At 72.3% G+C, this 17724-nt stretch carries 16 protein-coding genes; 9 read left to right on the top strand and 7 right to left on the bottom strand.

Going from position 1 to position 17724, the window contains the following annotated elements:
• Positions 1 to 57 precede the first annotated feature (57 nt).
• Positions 58 to 591: an NUDIX hydrolase gene (locus tag ACFXPL_RS24405; protein ID WP_384923318.1), complete on the top strand. Its 534-nt coding sequence runs from the start codon at positions 58 to 60 to the stop codon at positions 589 to 591.
• A gap of 31 nt (positions 592 to 622) precedes the next feature.
• On the opposite strand, the gene ACFXPL_RS24400 is transcribed toward ACFXPL_RS24405, so the two are convergent.
• Positions 623 to 880 (bottom strand): hypothetical protein, encoded by a 258-nt coding sequence (locus ACFXPL_RS24400; RefSeq protein WP_384923315.1) that lies wholly within the window; start codon positions 878 to 880, stop codon positions 623 to 625.
• Between the two features lie 154 nt (positions 881 to 1034).
• Complete coding sequence (locus ACFXPL_RS24395; protein WP_384923401.1) at positions 1035 to 1895, bottom strand: 3-hydroxybutyryl-CoA dehydrogenase; 861 nt, start codon at positions 1893 to 1895, stop codon at positions 1035 to 1037.
• Between the two features lie 295 nt (positions 1896 to 2190).
• Between ACFXPL_RS24395 and ACFXPL_RS24390 the strand changes: the two genes are divergently transcribed.
• A complete protein-coding gene (locus tag ACFXPL_RS24390; protein WP_384923398.1) occupies positions 2191 to 3423 on the top strand; it encodes a glycoside hydrolase family 10 protein in 1233 nt (410 codons plus the stop codon).
• Here the strand turns inward: ACFXPL_RS24390 and ACFXPL_RS24385 are convergent.
• Positions 3406 to 4374 carry a DMT family transporter gene (locus ACFXPL_RS24385; protein ID WP_384923312.1) on the bottom strand — a complete coding sequence of 323 codons (969 nt, stop codon included), beginning with the start codon at positions 4372 to 4374 and terminating at the stop codon, positions 3406 to 3408. The genes ACFXPL_RS24390 and ACFXPL_RS24385 overlap by 18 nt on opposite strands.
• On the opposite strand from ACFXPL_RS24385, the gene ACFXPL_RS24380 reads away from it, so the two are divergent.
• Positions 4373 to 5815, top strand: a complete 1443-nt coding sequence (locus tag ACFXPL_RS24380) for a PLP-dependent aminotransferase family protein (RefSeq protein ID WP_384923309.1) — start codon at positions 4373 to 4375, stop codon at positions 5813 to 5815. The genes ACFXPL_RS24385 and ACFXPL_RS24380 overlap by 2 nt on opposite strands.
• A 139-nt stretch (positions 5816 to 5954) precedes the next feature.
• Positions 5955 to 6530: a histidine phosphatase family protein gene (locus tag ACFXPL_RS24375; protein WP_384923306.1), complete on the top strand. Its 576-nt coding sequence runs from the start codon at positions 5955 to 5957 to the stop codon at positions 6528 to 6530.
• Between the two features lie 42 nt (positions 6531 to 6572).
• Here the strand turns inward: ACFXPL_RS24375 and recQ are convergent, their stop codons facing one another.
• Positions 6573 to 8507, bottom strand: coding sequence for a DNA helicase RecQ (gene recQ / locus ACFXPL_RS24370; RefSeq protein WP_384923303.1), 1935 nt, complete (start codon positions 8505 to 8507; stop codon positions 6573 to 6575).
• Positions 8508 to 8671: 164 nt separating this feature from the next.
• On the opposite strand from recQ, the gene ACFXPL_RS24365 reads away from it, so the two are divergent.
• Positions 8672 to 9448, top strand: coding sequence for a VOC family protein (locus ACFXPL_RS24365; RefSeq protein WP_384923300.1), 777 nt, complete (start codon positions 8672 to 8674; stop codon positions 9446 to 9448).
• A 52-nt stretch (positions 9449 to 9500) separates the two neighbouring features.
• On the opposite strand, the gene ACFXPL_RS24360 is transcribed toward ACFXPL_RS24365, so the two are convergent.
• Positions 9501 to 9692, bottom strand: coding sequence for a DUF1059 domain-containing protein (locus ACFXPL_RS24360; protein WP_384923298.1), 192 nt, complete (start codon positions 9690 to 9692; stop codon positions 9501 to 9503).
• A gap of 186 nt (positions 9693 to 9878) precedes the next feature.
• Here ACFXPL_RS24360 and ACFXPL_RS24355 point away from each other — a divergent pair, with 186 nt between their 5' ends.
• Together ACFXPL_RS24355 and ACFXPL_RS24350 are read left to right on the top strand one after the other, a co-directional pair.
• Positions 9879 to 11144: a glycosyltransferase family 4 protein gene (locus ACFXPL_RS24355; RefSeq protein WP_384923295.1), complete on the top strand. Its 1266-nt coding sequence runs from the start codon at positions 9879 to 9881 to the stop codon at positions 11142 to 11144.
• Between the two features lie 2 nt (positions 11145 to 11146).
• Positions 11147 to 12025 carry a transferase gene (locus ACFXPL_RS24350; protein WP_384923292.1) on the top strand — a complete coding sequence of 293 codons (879 nt, stop codon included), beginning with the start codon at positions 11147 to 11149 and terminating at the stop codon, positions 12023 to 12025.
• 253 nt (positions 12026 to 12278) lie between these two features.
• Here the strand turns inward: ACFXPL_RS24350 and ACFXPL_RS24345 are convergent, their stop codons facing one another.
• Positions 12279 to 14507, bottom strand: a complete 2229-nt coding sequence (locus tag ACFXPL_RS24345; protein ID WP_384923289.1) for an NADP-dependent isocitrate dehydrogenase — start codon at positions 14505 to 14507, stop codon at positions 12279 to 12281.
• Positions 14508 to 14884: 377 nt separating this feature from the next.
• Between ACFXPL_RS24345 and ACFXPL_RS24340 the strand changes: the two genes are divergently transcribed.
• The gene (locus ACFXPL_RS24340) at positions 14885 to 15688 is read left to right on the top strand and encodes a class I SAM-dependent methyltransferase (protein ID WP_384923286.1); all 804 of its coding nucleotides are present in this window, start codon (positions 14885 to 14887) and stop codon (positions 15686 to 15688) included.
• Positions 15689 to 15742: 54 nt separating this feature from the next.
• On the opposite strand, the gene ACFXPL_RS24335 is transcribed toward ACFXPL_RS24340, so the two are convergent.
• Positions 15743 to 16348 carry a TetR/AcrR family transcriptional regulator gene (locus ACFXPL_RS24335; RefSeq protein WP_384923283.1) on the bottom strand — a complete coding sequence of 202 codons (606 nt, stop codon included), beginning with the start codon at positions 16346 to 16348 and terminating at the stop codon, positions 15743 to 15745.
• 237 nt (positions 16349 to 16585) lie between these two features.
• On the opposite strand from ACFXPL_RS24335, the gene ACFXPL_RS24330 reads away from it, so the two are divergent.
• Positions 16586 to 17698, top strand: coding sequence for an FAD-dependent monooxygenase (locus tag ACFXPL_RS24330; RefSeq protein WP_384923280.1), 1113 nt, complete (start codon positions 16586 to 16588; stop codon positions 17696 to 17698).
• Positions 17699 to 17724: the final 26 nt, after the last annotated feature.

The raw sequence follows: 17724 nt of genomic DNA, 5'->3' as shown, positions 1-17724 counted from the left end.
CGGGTCGGGCGTCGCTGCTGCGATATTGCCATCAACTTGTCGGAAGGTGGCAGAAACGTGCAGTGGACGAAGCTAAATGAGCAGACCGTGTACGAGAATCGCTGGTTCAGCGTCAATCTCGCCGACGTCAAACTCCCCGACGGCCGGCATCTGGACCACTTCCTCATCCGGCTCCGCCCGGTCGCCGTGGCGACCGTGGTCAACTCCGCCAACGAGGTGCTGATGCTCTGGCGGCACCGCTTCATCACCGACAGCTGGGGCTGGGAGCTGGCGGCCGGGGTCGTCGAGGACGGTGAGGACATCAAGACCGCGGCGGCGCGGGAGATGGAGGAGGAGACCGGCTGGCGCCCGGGACCCCTCAGGCATCTCCTCACCGTCGAGCCGTCCAACGGGCTCAGCGACGCGCGGCACCACATGTACTGGGCGGAGGACGCCACGTACATCGGTCATCCGGAGGACGACTTCGAGTCCTCGCGCCGGGAGTGGGTACCGCTCAAGCTGGTGCCCGACATGATCGCCCGGGGCGAGATCCCGGCCGCCAACATGACGGCCGGGCTGCTGATGCTCCACCACTTGAGGCTGGGCCAGTGAGGTCCTGGCCCGGACAAGGGCCCGGGACCCGCTAACGGCCCAGGCTCTGCCAGACCGCCACCGCGAGCGCCCCGAGTGAGCAGAGCGCCGCCACGGCGGGCAGCGGCCACCTGGAGTGTTCCAGGGCGGCCACACGCGCGGCCAGATCGGCCACATCCTTGTCGGTCTGGTCGTTGCGGTGGGCCAGTAGTGCCATCCTGCCCTCGGTCCTGGCAAGGCCGACGTCGAGGCTGCGACGTAACTCCGCGCGCTCCTGGCCGACCACGGAATGGTCAGATTCGGTGGTCACGATTTCCGCTCCTGTTCGGGAGAGTGGTTCCACGATTCGGTTGCCCGGCCACGGCGGGTACTGGCCAAGCGGAATCGAGTCAACTCCCCCTGGGCGGTGGGCATCAGGGTGTACGGGAGTCATATGCGCGCACCCTTCGCACACTCCGTGTGAATCAGGTGTACGAGTAGAAGCCCGCACCCGTCTTACGGCCCAGCCGCCCCGCGTCCACCATTCGCTGGAGCAGCGGGGACGCCGCGTACAACGGCTCCTTGTACTCGGAATACATCGAGTCGGCGACCGAGGCCACGGTGTCCAGACCGATCAGGTCGGTGAGCTTGAGCGGGCCCATCGGGTGGGCGCAGCCCATCTCCATCCCGTTGTCGATGTCCTCGCGGCTCGCGATGCCCGACTCGAACATCCGGATCGCGGCGAGCAGATACGGGATGAGCAGCGCGTTCACGACGAAGCCCGAGCGGTCCTGCGCGCGGATCGCGTGCTTGCCGAGGACGCGCTCGACGACGGTCTCGGCGCGCCGGATCGTCTCCTCGGAGGTCGTCAGCGCGGGGATCAGCTCGACGAGCTGCTGCACGGGGGCCGGGTTGAAGAAGTGGATGCCGATCACCTGGTCGGGTCGCGACGTCGCGACGGCCAGCTTGACCAGCGGGATGGAGGAGGTGTTGGAGGCCAGGATCGCGTCGGGACGCGTCACCACCTGGTCGAGCACCTGGAAGATCTCCGTCTTGACCTGCTCGTTCTCGACGACGGCCTCGATGACGAGATCCCGGTCGGCGAACTCCCCGAGATCCGTCGTGAAGCTCAGCCTGCCGAGCGCGGCGTCGCGCTCCTCCGCGCTGATCTTGCCACGGTCCGCGGCCTTGGCCAGCGAGTTCTGCAGCCGGGTCCGGCCGATCTCCAGCGCCTCGCCGGTGGTCTCGGCGACCATGACCTCCAGGCCGCTGCGCGCGGCGACCTCCGCGATGCCTGCGCCCATCTGGCCGCAGCCCACCACTCCGACGCGGGTGATATCGGTCAGGGTGTCGGTCACATCGTGCCTTTCGCCGGTCCGTGTCAGCACAGGTCCCCCGTATGATTCCGGCGCCTGCCCGGGACAGGACGTTACTCCGACGGCGGATGCGCCGGGCGGGCCGGGGCGGGCATGCTCAGCGGGTGACCGGACCGATCATCTCTGTGGCCCGGTCCAGGACGAGACGACAGGCGAGGGACGGCGCATGGGGCACGACGACGTGGGGCACGGAGCGACGGGACGCGGAACGGCAGGGCACGGCAGGACAGCGCAGGGCGGTACGCCCCTCGGGCGGCGTGGATTCGTGGCCGCCGCCGCCGGGGTGGCGGCCACGCTGCTGACCGCCGGCGACACCGCCCTCGCCGCCGCGGACGTGCCGGGGCAGGGAGCCACCGGGCACCGGGCACCGCGCCCCGCGCTGCGCGGCATGTGGCTGGCCACCGTCGCCAACCGCGACTGGCCCTCCAAGCCCGGCCTCTCGGCCGGCCGCCAGCGGACCGAGCTGATCCAGCACCTCGACACGGCGGCGGCCCGCGAGCTCAACGCCGTCGCCTTCCAGGTCAGGCCCACGGCCGACGCGCTGTGGCCCTCGCCGTACGAGCCCTGGTCGCAGTACCTCACCGGCACGCAGGGCAAGGACCCGGGCTGGGACCCGCTGGACACGGCGGTACGGGAGGCCCACGCGCGCGGCCTCGAACTGCACGCCTGGTTCAACCCGTACCGCGTCGCGAACCACACCGACCCCACCCGGCTGAGCGCGCGCCACCCCGCCCGGGTCCATCCCGGCTGGGTCCTGCCGTACGGCGGGAAGCTCTACTACAACCCCGGTCTGCCCGAGGTCCGGAAGTTCGTCCAGGACGCCATGCTCGACGCCGTCGAGCGGTACGACATCGACGCCGTCCACTGGGACGACTACTTCTATCCGTACCCGGTCGCCGGACAGGTCTTCGGGGACGACGCGGCGTACGAGCGGTACGGGGCGGACTTCCCGGACAAGGCGGCCTGGCGGCGGGACAACACCGACCGGCTGGTGCGCGAGACCGCCGAGCGGATCAGGAAGACCAAGAAGAACGTGCGCTTCGGGATCAGCCCCTTCGGGGTCTGGCGCAACGCCGCAACCGACCCCCTCGGCTCCGACTCCAGGGCGGGCGTGCAGACGTACGACGATCTGCACGCCGACACCCGCGGGTGGGTCCGCAAGGGCTGGATCGACTACATCGTCCCGCAGCTCTACTGGAACATCGGCTACGCCGCCGCCGACTACGCGAAGCTGGTGCGCTGGTGGGACGCGACGGTACGGGGGACCGGGGTCGACCTGTACATCGGGGAGGCCCTGTACAAGGCGGGCGACCCGGCGCAGCCCGCCGCCTGGCAGGACCCGGCCGAACTGTCCCGCCACCTCACGCTGGCGAAGGACTTCACGGGGGTACGGGGCCACTGCTACTTCTCCGCCAAGGAGGTCGGCACCGACCCGATCGGGGCGATGACCCGGGTGGTGACGGACCACTACGGCAAGCGGTCAGCGCTCCAGAAGTGAGGCCGGGGCGCGGTCCACCGGCCGGGCGGAGCGCTGCGTCACCGCGATGCAGACCAGCACCGCCACGGCCGCCACGGGCGCCGCCGGGGTGAGGTGTTCACCGAGCAGCAGGACCGACCAGACCAGCGTCAGCACCGGCTGCGCGAGCTGGAGCTGACTGGCCCGCGCGATCCCGATCGCCGCCATGCCCCGGTACCAGACGTACATCCCGAAGAAGGTGGAGGCCAGCGCCACCCAGACCACACCGATCACCCCGTGCGCGGTCAGCCGTACCGGCTCGAAGGACAGTGCCACCGCGCCGCCCGCCAGTGAGAGCGGCAGAGCGCCGATCAGCGCCCAGCCGATCACCTGCCAGCCCGGCATCTCCCGGGCCAGCCTGCCGCCCTCCGTGTAGCCCGCCGCGCAGACCAGCAGCGCTCCGAAGAGATACAGATCGCCGGTGGACAGGGCGCCACCGCTCTGCTGGACGGTGAAGGCGATCACCACGGCGGCCCCGGCGACCGCCGCCACCCAGAACGTACGGGAGGGCCGGCTGCCGCTGCGGACCACCGAGAAGGCGGCCGTGGTGAGCGGCAGCAGCCCGACCACCACGGCCGCGTGCGAGGAGGTGGAGGTCTCCAGCGCGAGCGTCGTGAGCAGCGGGAACCCCACCACGACCCCGAGGGCGACCACCACGAGCCCGCCCCGGTGCCGGCGCTCGGGGACCGGGACACGCAGCGCCAGCAGACAGCCCCCGGCGAGGAGCGCGGCGAGCACGCTGCGGACGGCGACCAGGGACCAGGGACCGAAGCTCTCCAGGCCCCACACGGTGGACGGGAAGGTCAGGGAGAAGGCGACGACGCCCAGCGCGGCGAGGAGGGTGCCCCGCTCGGCGCGCGGGCCGGGCCGCGGCGCGGAGTCGCCGGTGACCGCTATCGCGGTATCGCTGGTAGCGCTATTCTCTGCTGTCATGCAAGAGCGTAACAGCGTCGTTGAACTGGCGCATTCTCTGAGGCGGGAGCTGAAGCACTACTCTCCCGGTGGAAAGCTGCCGTCGAGCAGGGAGCTGATCGAGCGCTACCGGGTCTCGCCCGTGACGGTCTCCCGGGCGCTCGCCCGGCTCGCCGCGGAGGGCCTGGTCGTCACCCGCCCCGGCGCCGGAGTCTTCCGCGCCACCGAACGCCCCGCCCCGGTCAGGACCGGCGACACCTCCTGGCAGGAGGTCACCCTCAGCGCGGACAGCCCGGCCGGCGGCGTGCCGCGCACCGTCGACGCCTCGGGCGTCCTGGTCACCCTCGCCGCACCGCCGCCCGGTGTCATCGAACTGACCGGCGGCTATCTGCACCCCACGCTCCAGCCCGAGGCCGCGCTGGCCGCCGCCCTCGCCCGCGCCGGCCGCCGCCCCGGCGTCTGGGGCCGGCCACCCGTCGACGGACTGCCCGAGCTGCGCGAGTGGTTCGCCCGCGCCATCGCCCCGACCTGCGGCACCGCGGAGATCCTGGTCACGGCGGGCGGCCAGAGCGCGCTCACCACCGCGCTGCGCGCGCTCGCCCCGCCCGGCGCCCCGGTCCTCGTGGAGTCGCCCACCTACCCCGGCATGCTGGCGATCGCCCGTGCCGCCGGACTGCGCCCCGTCCCCGTCCCCGTCGACTCCGACGGGGTACGGCCCGAACTGCTCGCCGCCGCCTTCCGGGCCAGCGGCGCCAAGGTCTTCGTCTGCCAGCCGCTCTTCCAGAACCCGACCGGCGCCGTGCTCGCGCCGGAGCGCCGCCCCGAAGTGCTGCGGATCGCCCGGGAGGCCGGGGCCTTCGTGATCGAGGACGACTTCGCGCGCCGTATGGCGCACGCGGACGCGGGCCCGCTGCCCGCGCCGCTCGCCGCCGTCGACCCCGACGGCATCGTCGTCCATGTCTGCTCGCTCACCAAGGTGACCTCGCCGAGCCTGCGCGTCGGCGCCCTCGCGGCCCGGGGCCCCGTCCTGGAACGGCTGCGCGCCATCCACGTCGTGGACACCTTCTTCGTACCGCGCCCGCTCCAGGAAGCCACCCTGGAACTGGTGGGCTCCGCCGCCTGGCCCCGTCTGCTGCGCACCGTGGCCACCGAGCTGAAGACCCGCAGGGACACCCTGACCGCCGCGCTCCGCACCGATCTGCCAGGACCGGTCCTGACGCACATCCCGGCGGGCGGCTACCACCTCTGGCTCCGCCTCCCGGACGGCACCGACGAGGCCGCCGTCGCCGCCGCGGCCCTGCGCGCCGGTGTCGCGGTCGCACCGGGCCGCCCGTACTTCAGCGCCGAACCGCCCGCACCGCACCTGCGGCTCAGCTTCGCGGCGCCGGCCGGCCCCGCCGAGATCACCGAGGGGGTGCGCCGGCTCCGTACGGCCTGCGACGAAACGCTCGGCCGGGGCTGACCCCACCGAGGGGCGCACGAGCCCGTGGACGACCGGCGCGTGCCCAGCGTGTGACAGGGCGGGGACGGGGGAGCACCCACGCGCGTTGCCTGGCTGAAACCCCTTGACCGGCACCGCTTTCCGCTCCACGATCACGGCCATGAGTGTTCGGCTCACCTTGGTCGCGGCGGCGCGCAGCGCCGACCTGTTCGACGAGCGCTTCGAGGACGACCGCCCCCTCGACCGGACCGGCTGGCACGAGATGCAGCGTGTCGCCCACACCCTCATCCCGCTCGCCGCCGCCGACCTCCGCTACTGCTCACCCACCCCGCGCAGCCGCGCCACCGGCGACGCCCTCGGCTTCGCCCCCCTCGCCCAACCGGCCCTGCGCGACTGCGACATGGGGCGCTGGCGCGGCTACACCCTCTCCGAGGTGATGGCCCGCGAACCGGCCGGCGTCGACGCCTGGCTCGCGGACCCGCGCGGCGCCCCGCACGGCGGCGAACCGCTGCTCACCTTCATCTCGCGGGTAGGCGGCTGGCTGGACACCCGCCCGGCCGAGGACGTCACGGCGATCGTCGCGGTCGCCGAACCGGCCGTCGTACGGGCGGCGCTGGTCTACGCGCTGAAGGCGCCACCCCGTACGTACTGGTACGTGGACGTCCGCGCCCTCTCCACGGTCACCCTGACCGGCACGCCGGGCCACTGGAACCTGCGGCTCGACACCGGCGCCTGAGCGTCCGAGCGGCTCAGCATCCGGGCGCCCGAGCCCGGCCGTTCACCCCGTACCCAGCGTCTCCAGGATCTGCTCCCCGTACTTCGCCAGCTTGTTCTCGCCGACCCCCGTCACCGTCCCCAGCTCCGCCAGCGTCGACGGCGCCAGGACCGCGATCTCGCGCAGCGTCGCGTCGTGGAAGATGACGTACGCGGGCACGCCCTGCTCCTTCGCCGAGGCCGCCCGCCAGGCGCGCAGCGACTCGAAGACCGGCACCGTCTCCTCCGGCAGATCCACCGGCGCGGAACGCTGCTTGGACGACTTCTCCGCGCGCGCGGGCCGCGCCGCCCTCTCGGGCTCGCGCCGCAGCATGACCGGCCGCCGGCCGCCCAGCACCTCGGCGCTCTCCTCCGTCAGCACCAGCGTCCCGTAGTCGCCCTCCACGGCGATCAGCCCCTGCGCCAGCAACTGCCGCGCCACCCCGCGCCATTCGGCCTCGCGCAGCTCCGCACCGATACCGAAGACGCTCAGCGCGTCATGGTCGAACTGGATGACCTTGGCGGTCTTCTTCCCCAGCAGGATGTCGGTGATCTGCCCGGCGCCGAACTTCTGGTTGCGCTCGCGCTTCAGCCGGACGACCGTCGACAGCAGCTTCTGCGCGGGGACCGTACCGTCCCAGGACTCCGCGGGCGTCAGACACGTGTCGCAGTTGCCGCACGCGGTGCTCTTCTGCCCGAAGTACGCGAGCAGCCGCACCCGGCGGCACTCGACCGTCTCGCACAGCGCCAGCATCGCGTCCACATGGGCGCCGAGACGCCGCCGGTGCGCCTCGTCGCCCTCCGAGGTGTCGATCATCTTCCGCTGCTGGACCACGTCCTGGAGCCCGTACGCGAGCCACGCCGTGGACGGCTGCCCGTCACGGCCGGCGCGTCCGGTCTCCTGGTAGTACCCCTCCACGGACTTCGGCAGGTCGAGATGGGCGACGAAGCGCACGTCCGGCTTGTCGATGCCCATGCCGAAGGCGATCGTCGCGACCATCACCAGTCCCTCCTCCCGCAGGAAGCGCGACTGGTTCTCGGCCCGCGTACGGGTGTCGAGCCCCGCGTGGTACGGCAGGGCCGCGATCCCGTTCTTCACCAGGAACTCGGCGGTCTTCTCGACCGACGCCCGCGAGAGGCAGTAGACGATCCCCGCGTCCCCCTCGTGCTCGGCGCGCAGGAGCTGGAGGAGCTGGCGCTTGGGGTCGTTCTTCGGCGCGATGCGGTACTGGATGTTGGGCCGGTCGAAGCTCGCGACGAAGTGCCGGGCGTCCTGGAGCTTCAGCCGGGAGGCGATCTCCGTGTGCGTGGCCTCCGTGGCCGTCGCGGTCAGCGCGATCCGGGGCACATCGGGCCAGCGCTCGTGGAGGGAGGAGAGGGCGAGGTAGTCGGGGCGGAAGTCGTGGCCCCACTGGGCGACGCAGTGTGCCTCGTCGATGGCGAAGAGGGAGATCGTGCCGCGCTCCAGCAGCCGTACGGTCGCCTCGACCCGCAGCCGCTCCGGCGCGAGGTAGAGCAGATCCAGCTCACCGGCGAGGAACTCGGCCTCCACGAGGCGCCGTTCGTCGAAGTCCTGGGTGGAGTTGAGGAACCCGGCCCGCACGCCGAGCGCCCGCAGGGCGTCGACCTGGTCCTGCATGAGCGCGATCAGCGGCGATACGACGACCCCGACGCCCTTCCGTACGAGGGCCGGGATCTGGTAGCAGAGCGACTTGCCACCGCCGGTCGGCATGAGGACCAGCGCGTCGCCGCCGGACACCACATGCTCGATGATCTCCTGCTGGCTCCCGCGGAAGGAGTCGTAACCGAAGACACGGCGCAGCACCTCCAGCGCCTCACCCGCCTCCGGGCCGGCGATCGGGCCGGCGCCCGGGCCGGTCCCCGCATCCGTCGCGGGATCCGCCCCCGGACGGGTCTCGGTGCCTGTCTCGGGAACGGTGGCGGAATCGGGAGCGCTCATCCGCCGATTCTACGAGGCCCCACCGACAGACCTGGGCCGGAACCGGCGGATCCACCCGATCCGGGCGGCCCGGACCGGCTGAGCCGGGATGTAGGACACGTCCTGTCCTGCACGCGATCTAGCGTCGAACACGCAGGCAGACAGGACGGCAGAAGGAGCCCAGGATGACCCGTCTCACGACCGACCAGCCGCTCGGCACCCCGACGTGGATCGACCTTGACGTCGTGGACGTCGAGGCGGCCAAGGAGTTCTACGGGGCCGTGTTCGGCTGGGAGTTCAGCGCGCCGGGCCCCGGCGGACACGTCTTCGCGCTGCTGCGCGGCAGCCGGGCCGCGGGGCTGCGCCCGGTCCCCGCACCGGCCTCGCCCGAGCCGGCCCACTGGCGCGTCCACTTCGCCACCGACGACTGCGACGCCACCGCCCGGCGCGTCACGGAGGCGGGCGGCACCGTCACCGCGGGCCCGCTGGACCAGGGGGAGCACGGCAGGGTGGCCCACGCGGTCGACCCGGGCGGCGCCGCGTTCGGCCTCTGGCAGGGTGGCACGCTGCTCGGCTGCGAACGCGTCAACGAGCCGGGGAGCCTGCTCCGTAACGACCTGACGACAGCGGACCCCGCACCCGTGCGGGACTTCTACACGAAGGTCTTCGACTTCACGCTGGACGGCAACGAGGACATGGCCGACGCCGACTTCACCTTCCTGCGCCGCCCCGACGGCCACGAGATCGGCGGCATCCTGGGCGTTCCCGGCGCCCCGGCCGCCGCCTGGGGAACCCTCTTCGAGGTCGCGGACACGGACGCGACGGCGAATCGCGCAGGGGCGGCGGGCGGCACCGTCAAGGATCCCGAGGACACCCTGTACGGCCGGATCGCGGAGATCACCGACCCGTTCGGGGCCCTGTTCGTGGTAGGGGCGAGGCCCTCGGACGCTCCGGTGAGCTGACCGCGGGCCCCGGATCGGGGATGTGGTGCGGACGGGGGGACGGCCGGTCCGGTCAGGCGTGCTGGGGGATCTCGTCCTTCAGCGCCGACCGGATCTGCTGCCGCAGCTCCGAGCTGTCCTCGTGGCCGTGCACGGAGACGGCGTGCTCGCTGGCGGCGCGGACCACCTCGTCCTCCTCACCGGTGATGGCGAGCGAGCACTGCGTCTCGCTCGGGAAATCCCGGCAGTCGGCAACCTTGCGCATGACGCACCTCCTCCCCTCCAGTATCCGCCCGGCCCCGGGGACGGCGCTTCCCGGCGGCCGGGCGCACCGGACCGGCCGGGCGCGGCCCGGCACGCGGGTGTCCGGCAGCGTCACGGGAAGCGAACGGACGGCAAACGAAGCGGCAACGCGCACAACCGATACCCCACGAACACAGTCTTCACGCGTATGAAGATCTCTTTCCTCATCCACAACGCCTACGGGATCGGGGGAACCATCACGACCACGTACAACCTGGCCCGTTCGCTCGCCGACCGGCACGAGGTGGAGATCATCTCCGTGTTCCGGCACCGCGAGGACCCGAACCTCACGCCGGACCCGCGGGTCACCCTGCGCCCCCTGGTCGACCTCCGCGCCGAGCGGGACCATCCGGCCTTCTCACGCCCCGCGAAGGCCTACCCGTCCTCGGAGTACCGCTACGGGCAGTACAGCGAGCTGACCGACGAGCGGATAGGCGCGTGCCTGGCGGAGCTGGACTCCGACGCCGTGATCGGTACCCGGCCCGGCCTCAACGTCCACATCGCGCTCCAGGCCCCCGAGCGGACCCTGCGGATCGGGCAGGAGCACCTGACCCTGGACAACCATTCGCCCCGGCTGCGGAACGTCCTGCGCCGTACCTACCCCCGGCTCGACGCGCTGACCACCGTCACCGAGGCCGACGCCGACGCCTACCGGCGCCAGATGCGCCTCCCGGGGGTCCGAGTGGAAGCGCTGCCCAACAGCGTCCCCGATCCGGCCCTGCCGCCGGCCGACGGGGACGCCCGCGTCGTCGTCGCCGCGGGCCGGCTCGTCCCGGTGAAGCGGTACGACCTGCTCATCGAGGCCTTCGCCCAGGTGGCGGCCCGGCACCCCGACTGGCGGCTGCGCGTCTACGGCGGTGGCGAGGAACAGGCCCGGCTGCGGGGGCTCATCGACGGCCTCGGGCTGCACGACAACGTTTTCCTGATGGGATCGGCCACCCCCATGGAGGCCGAGTGGGTCAAGGGCTCCATAGGAGCGATGGCCTCCAACTTCGAACCGTTCGGCATGACGATCGTCGAGGCGATGCGCTGCGGCCTGCCCGTCGTCGCCACCGACTGCCCCTACGGCCCCGCCGAGATCATCCGGGACGGCGTCGACGGCACGCTGGTCCCGGTCGGCGACCGGGACGCCCTGGCCGCCGCGCTGCTCGCGCTCGTCGGCGACGACGAACGGCGCCGCCGGATGGGCCGCGCGGCGCTGGAGAACTCCCGGCGCTACGCCCCGGGCCCCGTCGTCGCCCAGGCCGAGCGCCTCCTCGACGACCTCGCCGCCGCGCGCGCCGGCGGGAAACCCGCGGCCCCGCCGTCGCGCCGCCCGGTCGGCGCGCTGATCAGCGGCGGCTACGCGGCCAAGGACACCGCCCGCGTCATGGCCGGCGCGGCCCTCAGGACCGTACGGAAGACAGGACGCTGAGGATGAGTACGACGGACCACATACCGCCCGCAGGACCGGCCCGCCCCGCCCCGCCCGTCGAGCGGCCCCGCGCCGACTGCACGGTGGACGCCTCGGGCCGGATCACCTGGAACGTCCATCTGACGGTGCCCGACGGCGCGCGCCCCCGGCTGCTGCTGCGGCTGCGCCCGAAGAAGGGGCAGCCCGAGACCGTACGGCACCTCCTCGACCTGGAACCGGCGGGCCCCGACCGGCTGCGCGCCGTCCTGGACCCGGAGCCGGTGTTCGCCGAGGGGCGCTGGGACATCTATGTCGTCCCCGCCTCCGGCGACGGCCCGGGGGCGCGGCAGCGGCTGCTCCCGGGGCTGCGGGACCTGCGCGCGCTGGTGGCCGGCCGCCCGGCCGGCCCGGCCGCCGCGCCGCTGGCCGTCCGTATCCCGTACGCCACGGCGGACCGCTACCTCGCCGTACGGACCTGGCTGCGGACAGGCCACGCCGAGGCGGGCGAGGTCCGGGTCGCGGGCCACACCCTGACCGTACGGGCGCGGCTCCACGGCGCCGGGCCCGCCGTCGGGGCGACGGTCCTGCTGCGCCGCAGGGGCGGGGACGGCGCGGCCCTCCGGATCGAGCCCACCGCGGACGGCGGCCGGGACGGTGAGGACTTCACCTTCACCGTCGACTACCGGGACCTGCTCAACGCGGGCGGGTCGGGGCACGAGGTGTGGGACCTCTACGTGGAGCGGCGCGGGGGCGGGCCCCCGGTCCGGATGGGCCGGCTGCTCGACGATGTGGCGGACCGCAAAGAGATCTTCGTCTACACGGCCGCCACGCTCGGCGGCGTGACCGTAAGGCCGTACTACACGCTCGACAACGACCTCTCCGTGGAGGTGACGGGCGCCTGAGCGGCCGTGGCTTCCGCCCCCACCCCGGCCGCTCATCGTCCGATGAGGCTTCCCCGCACGACCGGTCACGGGCCGAACGGCTGGACGCCGACCGGACGGCCTACGCGCCGGCCGCCCCCACCGGCGTCCGCCCGACCGCCTCGTCCCACGCGAACCGCCCCGGCCGGGCGTCGAAGCCTGGCCGGGGCGGTGCCGTACGCGGGGGAGGGACGCCGTCCGCCAAGGGCGCGGCGCCGTCCGCTGCTCGGAGGCGTCAGCCGAGGGTGGCGATCGCCTGGTTGAAGGTCTTCGACGGGCGCATGACCGCCGCGGCCTTCTCCGCGTCGGGCCGGTAGTAGCCGCCGATCTCGGCGGTCGCGCCCTGTACCGCGATCAGCTCGTCGACGATCGTGCCCTCCTGCTCGGTCAGCGTCTCGGCGAGCGCGCCGAACGCCTCCGCGAGCTGCGCGTCCTCCGTCTGCTTCGCCAGCTCCTGGGCCCAGTACAGCGCCAGGTAGAAGTGGCTGCCACGGTTGTCGATGCCGCCGACCTTGCGGCTGGGCGACTTGTCCTCGTTGAGGAAGGAGCCGGTCGCGCGGTCGAGGGTGTCGGCGAGGACCTGGGCGCGCGGGTTGTCCGTCGTCTGCGCGAGGTGCTCGAAGCTGACCGCGAGCGCGAGGAACTCGCCCAGGCTGTCCCAGCGCAGGTAGTTCTCCCTGACGAGCTGCTGCACGTGCTTGGGCGCGGAGCCGCCGGCGCCGGTCTCGAAGAGTCCGCCGCCGTACATCAGCGGGACGACCGAGAGCATCTTGGCGCTCGTGCCCAGCTCCAGGATCGGGAACAGGTCGGTCAGGTAGTCGCGCAGCACATTGCCGGTGACGGAGATCGTGTCCTCACCCCGCCGGATGCGCTCCAGCGAGAACGAGATCGCCTCGACCGGCGCCATGATCTTGATGTCGAGCCCGTCGGTGTCGTGCTCCGGCAGGTACGCCTTGACCTTCTCGATCAGGTTCGCGTCGTGCGCGCGACCCTCGTCCAGCCAGAACACGGCCGGGTCCCCGGTCGCGCGGGCGCGGCTGACGGCGAGCTTGACCCAGTCCTGGATCGGCAGGTCCTTGGTCTGGCACATGCGGAAGATGTCACCGGCGTTCACCGGCTGCTCCAGCACGGCCTCGCCGGCCTCGTTCACGACGCGGACGGTGCCCGCGGCGGCGATCTCGAAGGTCTTGTCGTGGCTGCCGTACTCCTCGGCCTTCTGCGCCATCAGACCGACGTTGGGCACCGAGCCCATCGTCGACGGGTCGAAGGCGCCGTTGGCGCGGCAGTCGTCGATGACGACCTGGTAGATCCCGGCGTAGCTGCTGTCAGGGAGGACGGCGATCGTGTCGGCCTCGGCACCGTCCGGGGCCCACATGTGGCCGGAGGTACGGATCATGGCCGGCATGGACGCGTCGACGATGACATCGCTCGGCACGTGCAGGTTGGTGATGCCGCGGTCGGAGTCGACCATCGCGAGCTCGGGGCCCTCGGCCAGCTCGGCGGTGAAGGACGCCGCGATCTCCGCGCCCCCGGGCAGCGACTCCAGGCCCTTGAGGATGCCGCCGAGACCGTCGTTCGGGGTCAGGCCCGCCGCGGCGAGCGTGGCGCCGTGCGCGGCGAACGTCTTCGGGAAGAAGGCCCGTACGACATGGCCGAAGATGATCGGGTCGGAGACCTTCATCATCGTGGCCTTCAGGTGCACGGAGAAGAGCACGCCCTCGGCCTTGGCGCGGGCGATCTGCGCCGCGACGAACGCGCGCAGCGCCGCGACCCGCAGCACCGACGCGTCCACGACCTCGCCCGCGAGGACCGGCACGGAGTCGCGCAGCACGGTGGTGGAGCCGTCCTCGCCGACCAGCTCGATACGGAGCGAACCGGCCTCGGCGACGACCGCGGACTTCTCCGTGGAGCGGAAGTCGTCGGCGCCCATGGTCGCCACGTTCGTCTTCGAGTCGGCCGACCAGGCGCCCATGCGGTGCGGGTGCGCCTTGGCGTAGTTCTTCACGGAGGCGGGGGCGCGGCGGTCGGAGTTGCCCTCGCGCAGCACCGGGTTGACGGCGCTGCCCTTCACCTTGTCGTAGCGCGCGCGGATGTCCCTCTGCTCGTCGGACTCGCCGGGCTTGGGGTCGTCCGGGTAGTCCGGCAGCGCGTAGCCCTGCCCCTGAAGCTCCGCGATCGCGGCCTTGAGCTGCGGGATCGACGCCGAGATGTTCGGCAGCTTGATGATGTTGGCCTCAGGAGTCCTGGCCAGCTCGCCCAGCTCGGCGAGTGCGTCATCGATCCGCTGGCCGTCCTGGAGCCACTCGGGGAACCCCGCGATGATCCGTCCCGCCAGCGAGATGTCGCGGGTTTCCACCGAGACCCCGGCCGTCGAGGCGTACGCCTCGACCACGGGCAGGAACGAATACGTCGCCAGGGCCGGGGCCTCGTCGGTGTGCGTATAGATGATGGTCGAGTCAGTCACCGGTGCTCCGCTCCACGTCTGCAACATACGTCTGCAACATTGCTCGACATCAAGATATCTCCTGACCCCCCCTCCGGGGCACAGGGCCCCGGCTTCCGCGTACCGGGGCCCGCCCCGCCCGTCGGATCACGCGGGCCCGCCTTCGGATCACGCGGGCCCGCCTTCGGATCACGCGGGCCCGCCTTCGGATCACGCGGGCCCGCCTTCGGATCACGGGGAAGAGGTCGGCCGCCGCGTGCACGTCGGTGAGGTCGTCGCTCGAGCGGAGGTGGTCGCGCCGGGCGTCCAGGACGGAGTCCGTCTCGGCGGCGCGCGGGGCGCCGACGGGCCCCCGACCGGTTCGCGCCGCTCCCCCGCCCCTCTGCCAGAATCGCCGCATGGCTGAGCACGGCACGGACCACGGCTACCTGTTGGACAACCGCCAGGTGGAGGCGGGTACCCGGTTCGACGCCCTGGGCGAGTTGTTCGACCCGGTGACGTTCCAGCACGTGGACCGGCTCGGGATCGCGGCCGGCATGCGGTGCTGGGAGGTCGGCGCCGGTGGCCCGTCCGTACCCCGCGGACTGGCCGAGCGCGTCGGCCCCGAGGGAACGGTGATCGCCACCGATATCGACGTGTCCTGGACCCGGGAGATCGCCGGTGGCGTGATCGAGGTGGTACGCCATGACGTGGCGGCCGACCCGCCGCCGCCCGGCGGCTTCGACCTCGTCCACGCCCGGCTGGTCCTGGTGCACGTCACCGACCGGGCCGAGGCGCTGCGCCGGATGGTCCAGGCGCTGCGGCCCGGCGGCCTGCTGCTCCTGGAGGACGCCGATCCGGGGCTGCAGCCGCTGCTGTGCCCGGACGAGTCGGGTCCTGAACAGCGGCTCGCCAACCGGTTGCGATCCGGCTTCCGCACCCTGATGGCGGCACGCGGCGCGGACCTCACGTACGGGCGGACCTTGCCCAGGCTGCTGCGGGAGGCCGGTCTGGACGAGGTCCGGGCCGACGCGTACTTCCCGATCACCTCGCCGGCGTGTGCCGTCCTGGAGGCCGCGACCGTGCGGCAGATCCGCGGCCGTCTGGTGGCGGAAGGGCTGGCCACCGACGAGGAGATCGACCGCCACCTCGCGAACGTCACGGCCGGGCGCCTCGACCTGGCCACCGCCCCGATGATCTCCGCGTGGGGCCGCCGCCCGTAACCCTCTGCTGTCCCCCGTACTCCCCGGCCCGAACGGCGCGGCCAGGGCGATCGCTCAGACGCGCGGTGCCGTGGCCCGGATACCGGCGAGCACCACGCCGACGATGCGCTCCGCGTCCGCGCGGGTGAACGGGCGCATGCCGCGGTTGACGATGAGGTGCACCGGGCCGGAGATCATCTCGCCGAGGAAGGAGCTGTCCACCGGGGGGAGTTCGCCCCGGTCGACGGCGGTGTCCAGCCGTCGCCGCAGGGCGGCCACGCGTTGGTCGAGGATCTTGGTCAGAGCCTGGACGGTGGGGGTCTGGCGGGCGGGCTGGATGGCCTGTTCGAGCATCCGGCCGAACGGTGTTTCCAGGCCACCGGCAAGGGCCTCCAGGAAGTCCACCAGGTCCCGGTGGAGGTCGCCGGTGTCGGCGACCGAGGCCAGCTCCTCGGCGTACCGCAGCAGCGCTTCGACCACCAGCTCCTCACGGTCGGGCCAGTTGCGGTAGACGCTGGTCTTGTGCACGCCGGCGGTTTCGGCGACCTCCTCGTAACGGAAGCCCGCGATGCCGTCGCGCGCCACGAGCTCGACGGTCGCGGCGAGGATCTGCGCTCTCACCCGCGCGTTGCGGCCACCCGGGCGCCGTGCGGGCGGCCGGTCAGCGGTTCCTGCGGCCATGGCCGCGCTCACCTCCAGGTCTCGGCTCGGGTGCCGATTGTGGCCAGGTGCGGCATTGCGGTGCAAGCCGGTGGTGAGTAGAGTCCTTAAAAGCGACAGATTGTTTCTTTAAGCGTTCGGTCGCCATGCCCCGGCCTGCCCGCAGGACGTACCGCTCCGCGGGGTACGCCTGCCCGGCCGGCGGGCGGCGGCCGATCCGATCACCTCATCCACCTCAGCGAAACCTGGAGCGCACTCGTGAACATCCTTGTCTCCGGAGCCGGTATCGCCGGGCTCGCCTGCGCACATCAGCTCGGCACCCGCGGCCATGACGTCACCGTCGTCGAGTACGCCCGCCGCCTCCGGTTTACCGGCACACCCATCGACATCCGCGGCGACGCGATCGAGGCCGTGGACAGAATGGGAGTACTCGCGAAGATTCAGGAGCGACGGATCCGGATGTCCGAACTCACCCGGTTCGTGGACGGCGAGGGCGAGCCGGTGGCCCGGATCCCGATGGCCGAGGTCAGCGACTCCGACGACGACATCGAGATCCTGCGCGAAGACCTCGTACGTATCCTCGCCGACGCGCTCCCGGACACTGCGGCGATCCGTTTCGGCGACTCGATCGAGACACTGACCGACGGCGACGGCGGTGTCGATGTGCGTTTCGCGTCGGGCCGCACCGGGCGGTACGACCTGGTGCTCGGCGCCGACGGCCAGCACTCCGCCGTACGCCGGCTGGTGTTCGGGCCCGAGGGTGACCACCTCCGGCACCTCGGTGTCTACTTCGCCCTCGCCGACCTCCCCGGAGAGGCGCGGTCCGGGGGCACCAACTCGATATACAACGTCCCCCGCCGGATGGCGGGCATTTTCCGCTACAAGGGCAAGGCCGTCGCGGTCTTCCAGTTCCGCTCGGAACGGATCGACCACGACCACCACGACCTGGACGCCCAGAAGAAGATCCTCGTCGACGCCTTCGCGGGCCACCGGTCCTGGCGGATCCCGGAGCTGCTCGACGCGGCCCGCGCCGATCCCCGTTTCTTCCTCACCTCCGCGAGCCAGATCCACCTGCCCACCTGGCACCGCGGCCGCGTCGTCCTCGTCGGGGACGCCGGGTACAGCCCGGCCTTCCTGTCCGGCCGTGGCACCTCACTCGCGCTCACCGGCGCCCGCTTCCTCGCCGAGGAACTCGAAGGGTGCGGCGGCGACCACACCACCGCGTTCGCACGGTACGAGGCCCGGCAGCGCCCCTATGTCACCTTCGCCCAGGGCCGGGTCCACAGCGGCCGAGACCGCATGCTCCCCCCCACCTGGGCCGCCATCGCCGCCCGCAACGAGGCGCTGCGCGCATCCGCCGGCGCGCCCTGAACCGGACCCCTGTCCCACCCCCACAA

The sequence above is a fragment of the Streptomyces sp. NPDC059092 genome, from assembly GCF_042756365.1.
In the GTDB taxonomy this organism is placed as follows: Bacteria; Actinomycetota; Actinomycetes; order Streptomycetales; family Streptomycetaceae; genus Streptomyces.
This window is presented reverse-complemented; position numbering and strand designations above follow the sequence as displayed.

Excerpts from the sequence above, each read along its gene's own strand:
- ACFXPL_RS24380 (WP_384923309.1), top strand. The coding sequence starts at position 4,373 with ATGCAAGAGCGTAACAGCGTCGTTGAACTGGCGCATTCTCTGAGGCGG.
- ACFXPL_RS24385 (WP_384923312.1), bottom strand. The coding sequence starts at position 4,374 with ATGACAGCAGAGAATAGCGCTACCAGCGATACCGCGATAGCGGTCACC.
- ACFXPL_RS24375 (WP_384923306.1), top strand. The coding sequence starts at position 5,955 with ATGAGTGTTCGGCTCACCTTGGTCGCGGCGGCGCGCAGCGCCGACCTG.
- recQ (WP_384923303.1), bottom strand. The coding sequence starts at position 8,507 with ATGAGCGCTCCCGATTCCGCCACCGTTCCCGAGACAGGCACCGAGACC.
- ACFXPL_RS24365 (WP_384923300.1), top strand. The coding sequence starts at position 8,672 with ATGACCCGTCTCACGACCGACCAGCCGCTCGGCACCCCGACGTGGATC.
- ACFXPL_RS24360 (WP_384923298.1), bottom strand. The coding sequence starts at position 9,692 with ATGCGCAAGGTTGCCGACTGCCGGGATTTCCCGAGCGAGACGCAGTGC.
- ACFXPL_RS24355 (WP_384923295.1), top strand. The coding sequence starts at position 9,879 with ATGAAGATCTCTTTCCTCATCCACAACGCCTACGGGATCGGGGGAACC.
- ACFXPL_RS24350 (WP_384923292.1), top strand. The coding sequence starts at position 11,147 with ATGAGTACGACGGACCACATACCGCCCGCAGGACCGGCCCGCCCCGCC.
- ACFXPL_RS24340 (WP_384923286.1), top strand. The coding sequence starts at position 14,885 with ATGGCTGAGCACGGCACGGACCACGGCTACCTGTTGGACAACCGCCAG.
- ACFXPL_RS24335 (WP_384923283.1), bottom strand. The coding sequence starts at position 16,348 with ATGGCCGCAGGAACCGCTGACCGGCCGCCCGCACGGCGCCCGGGTGGC.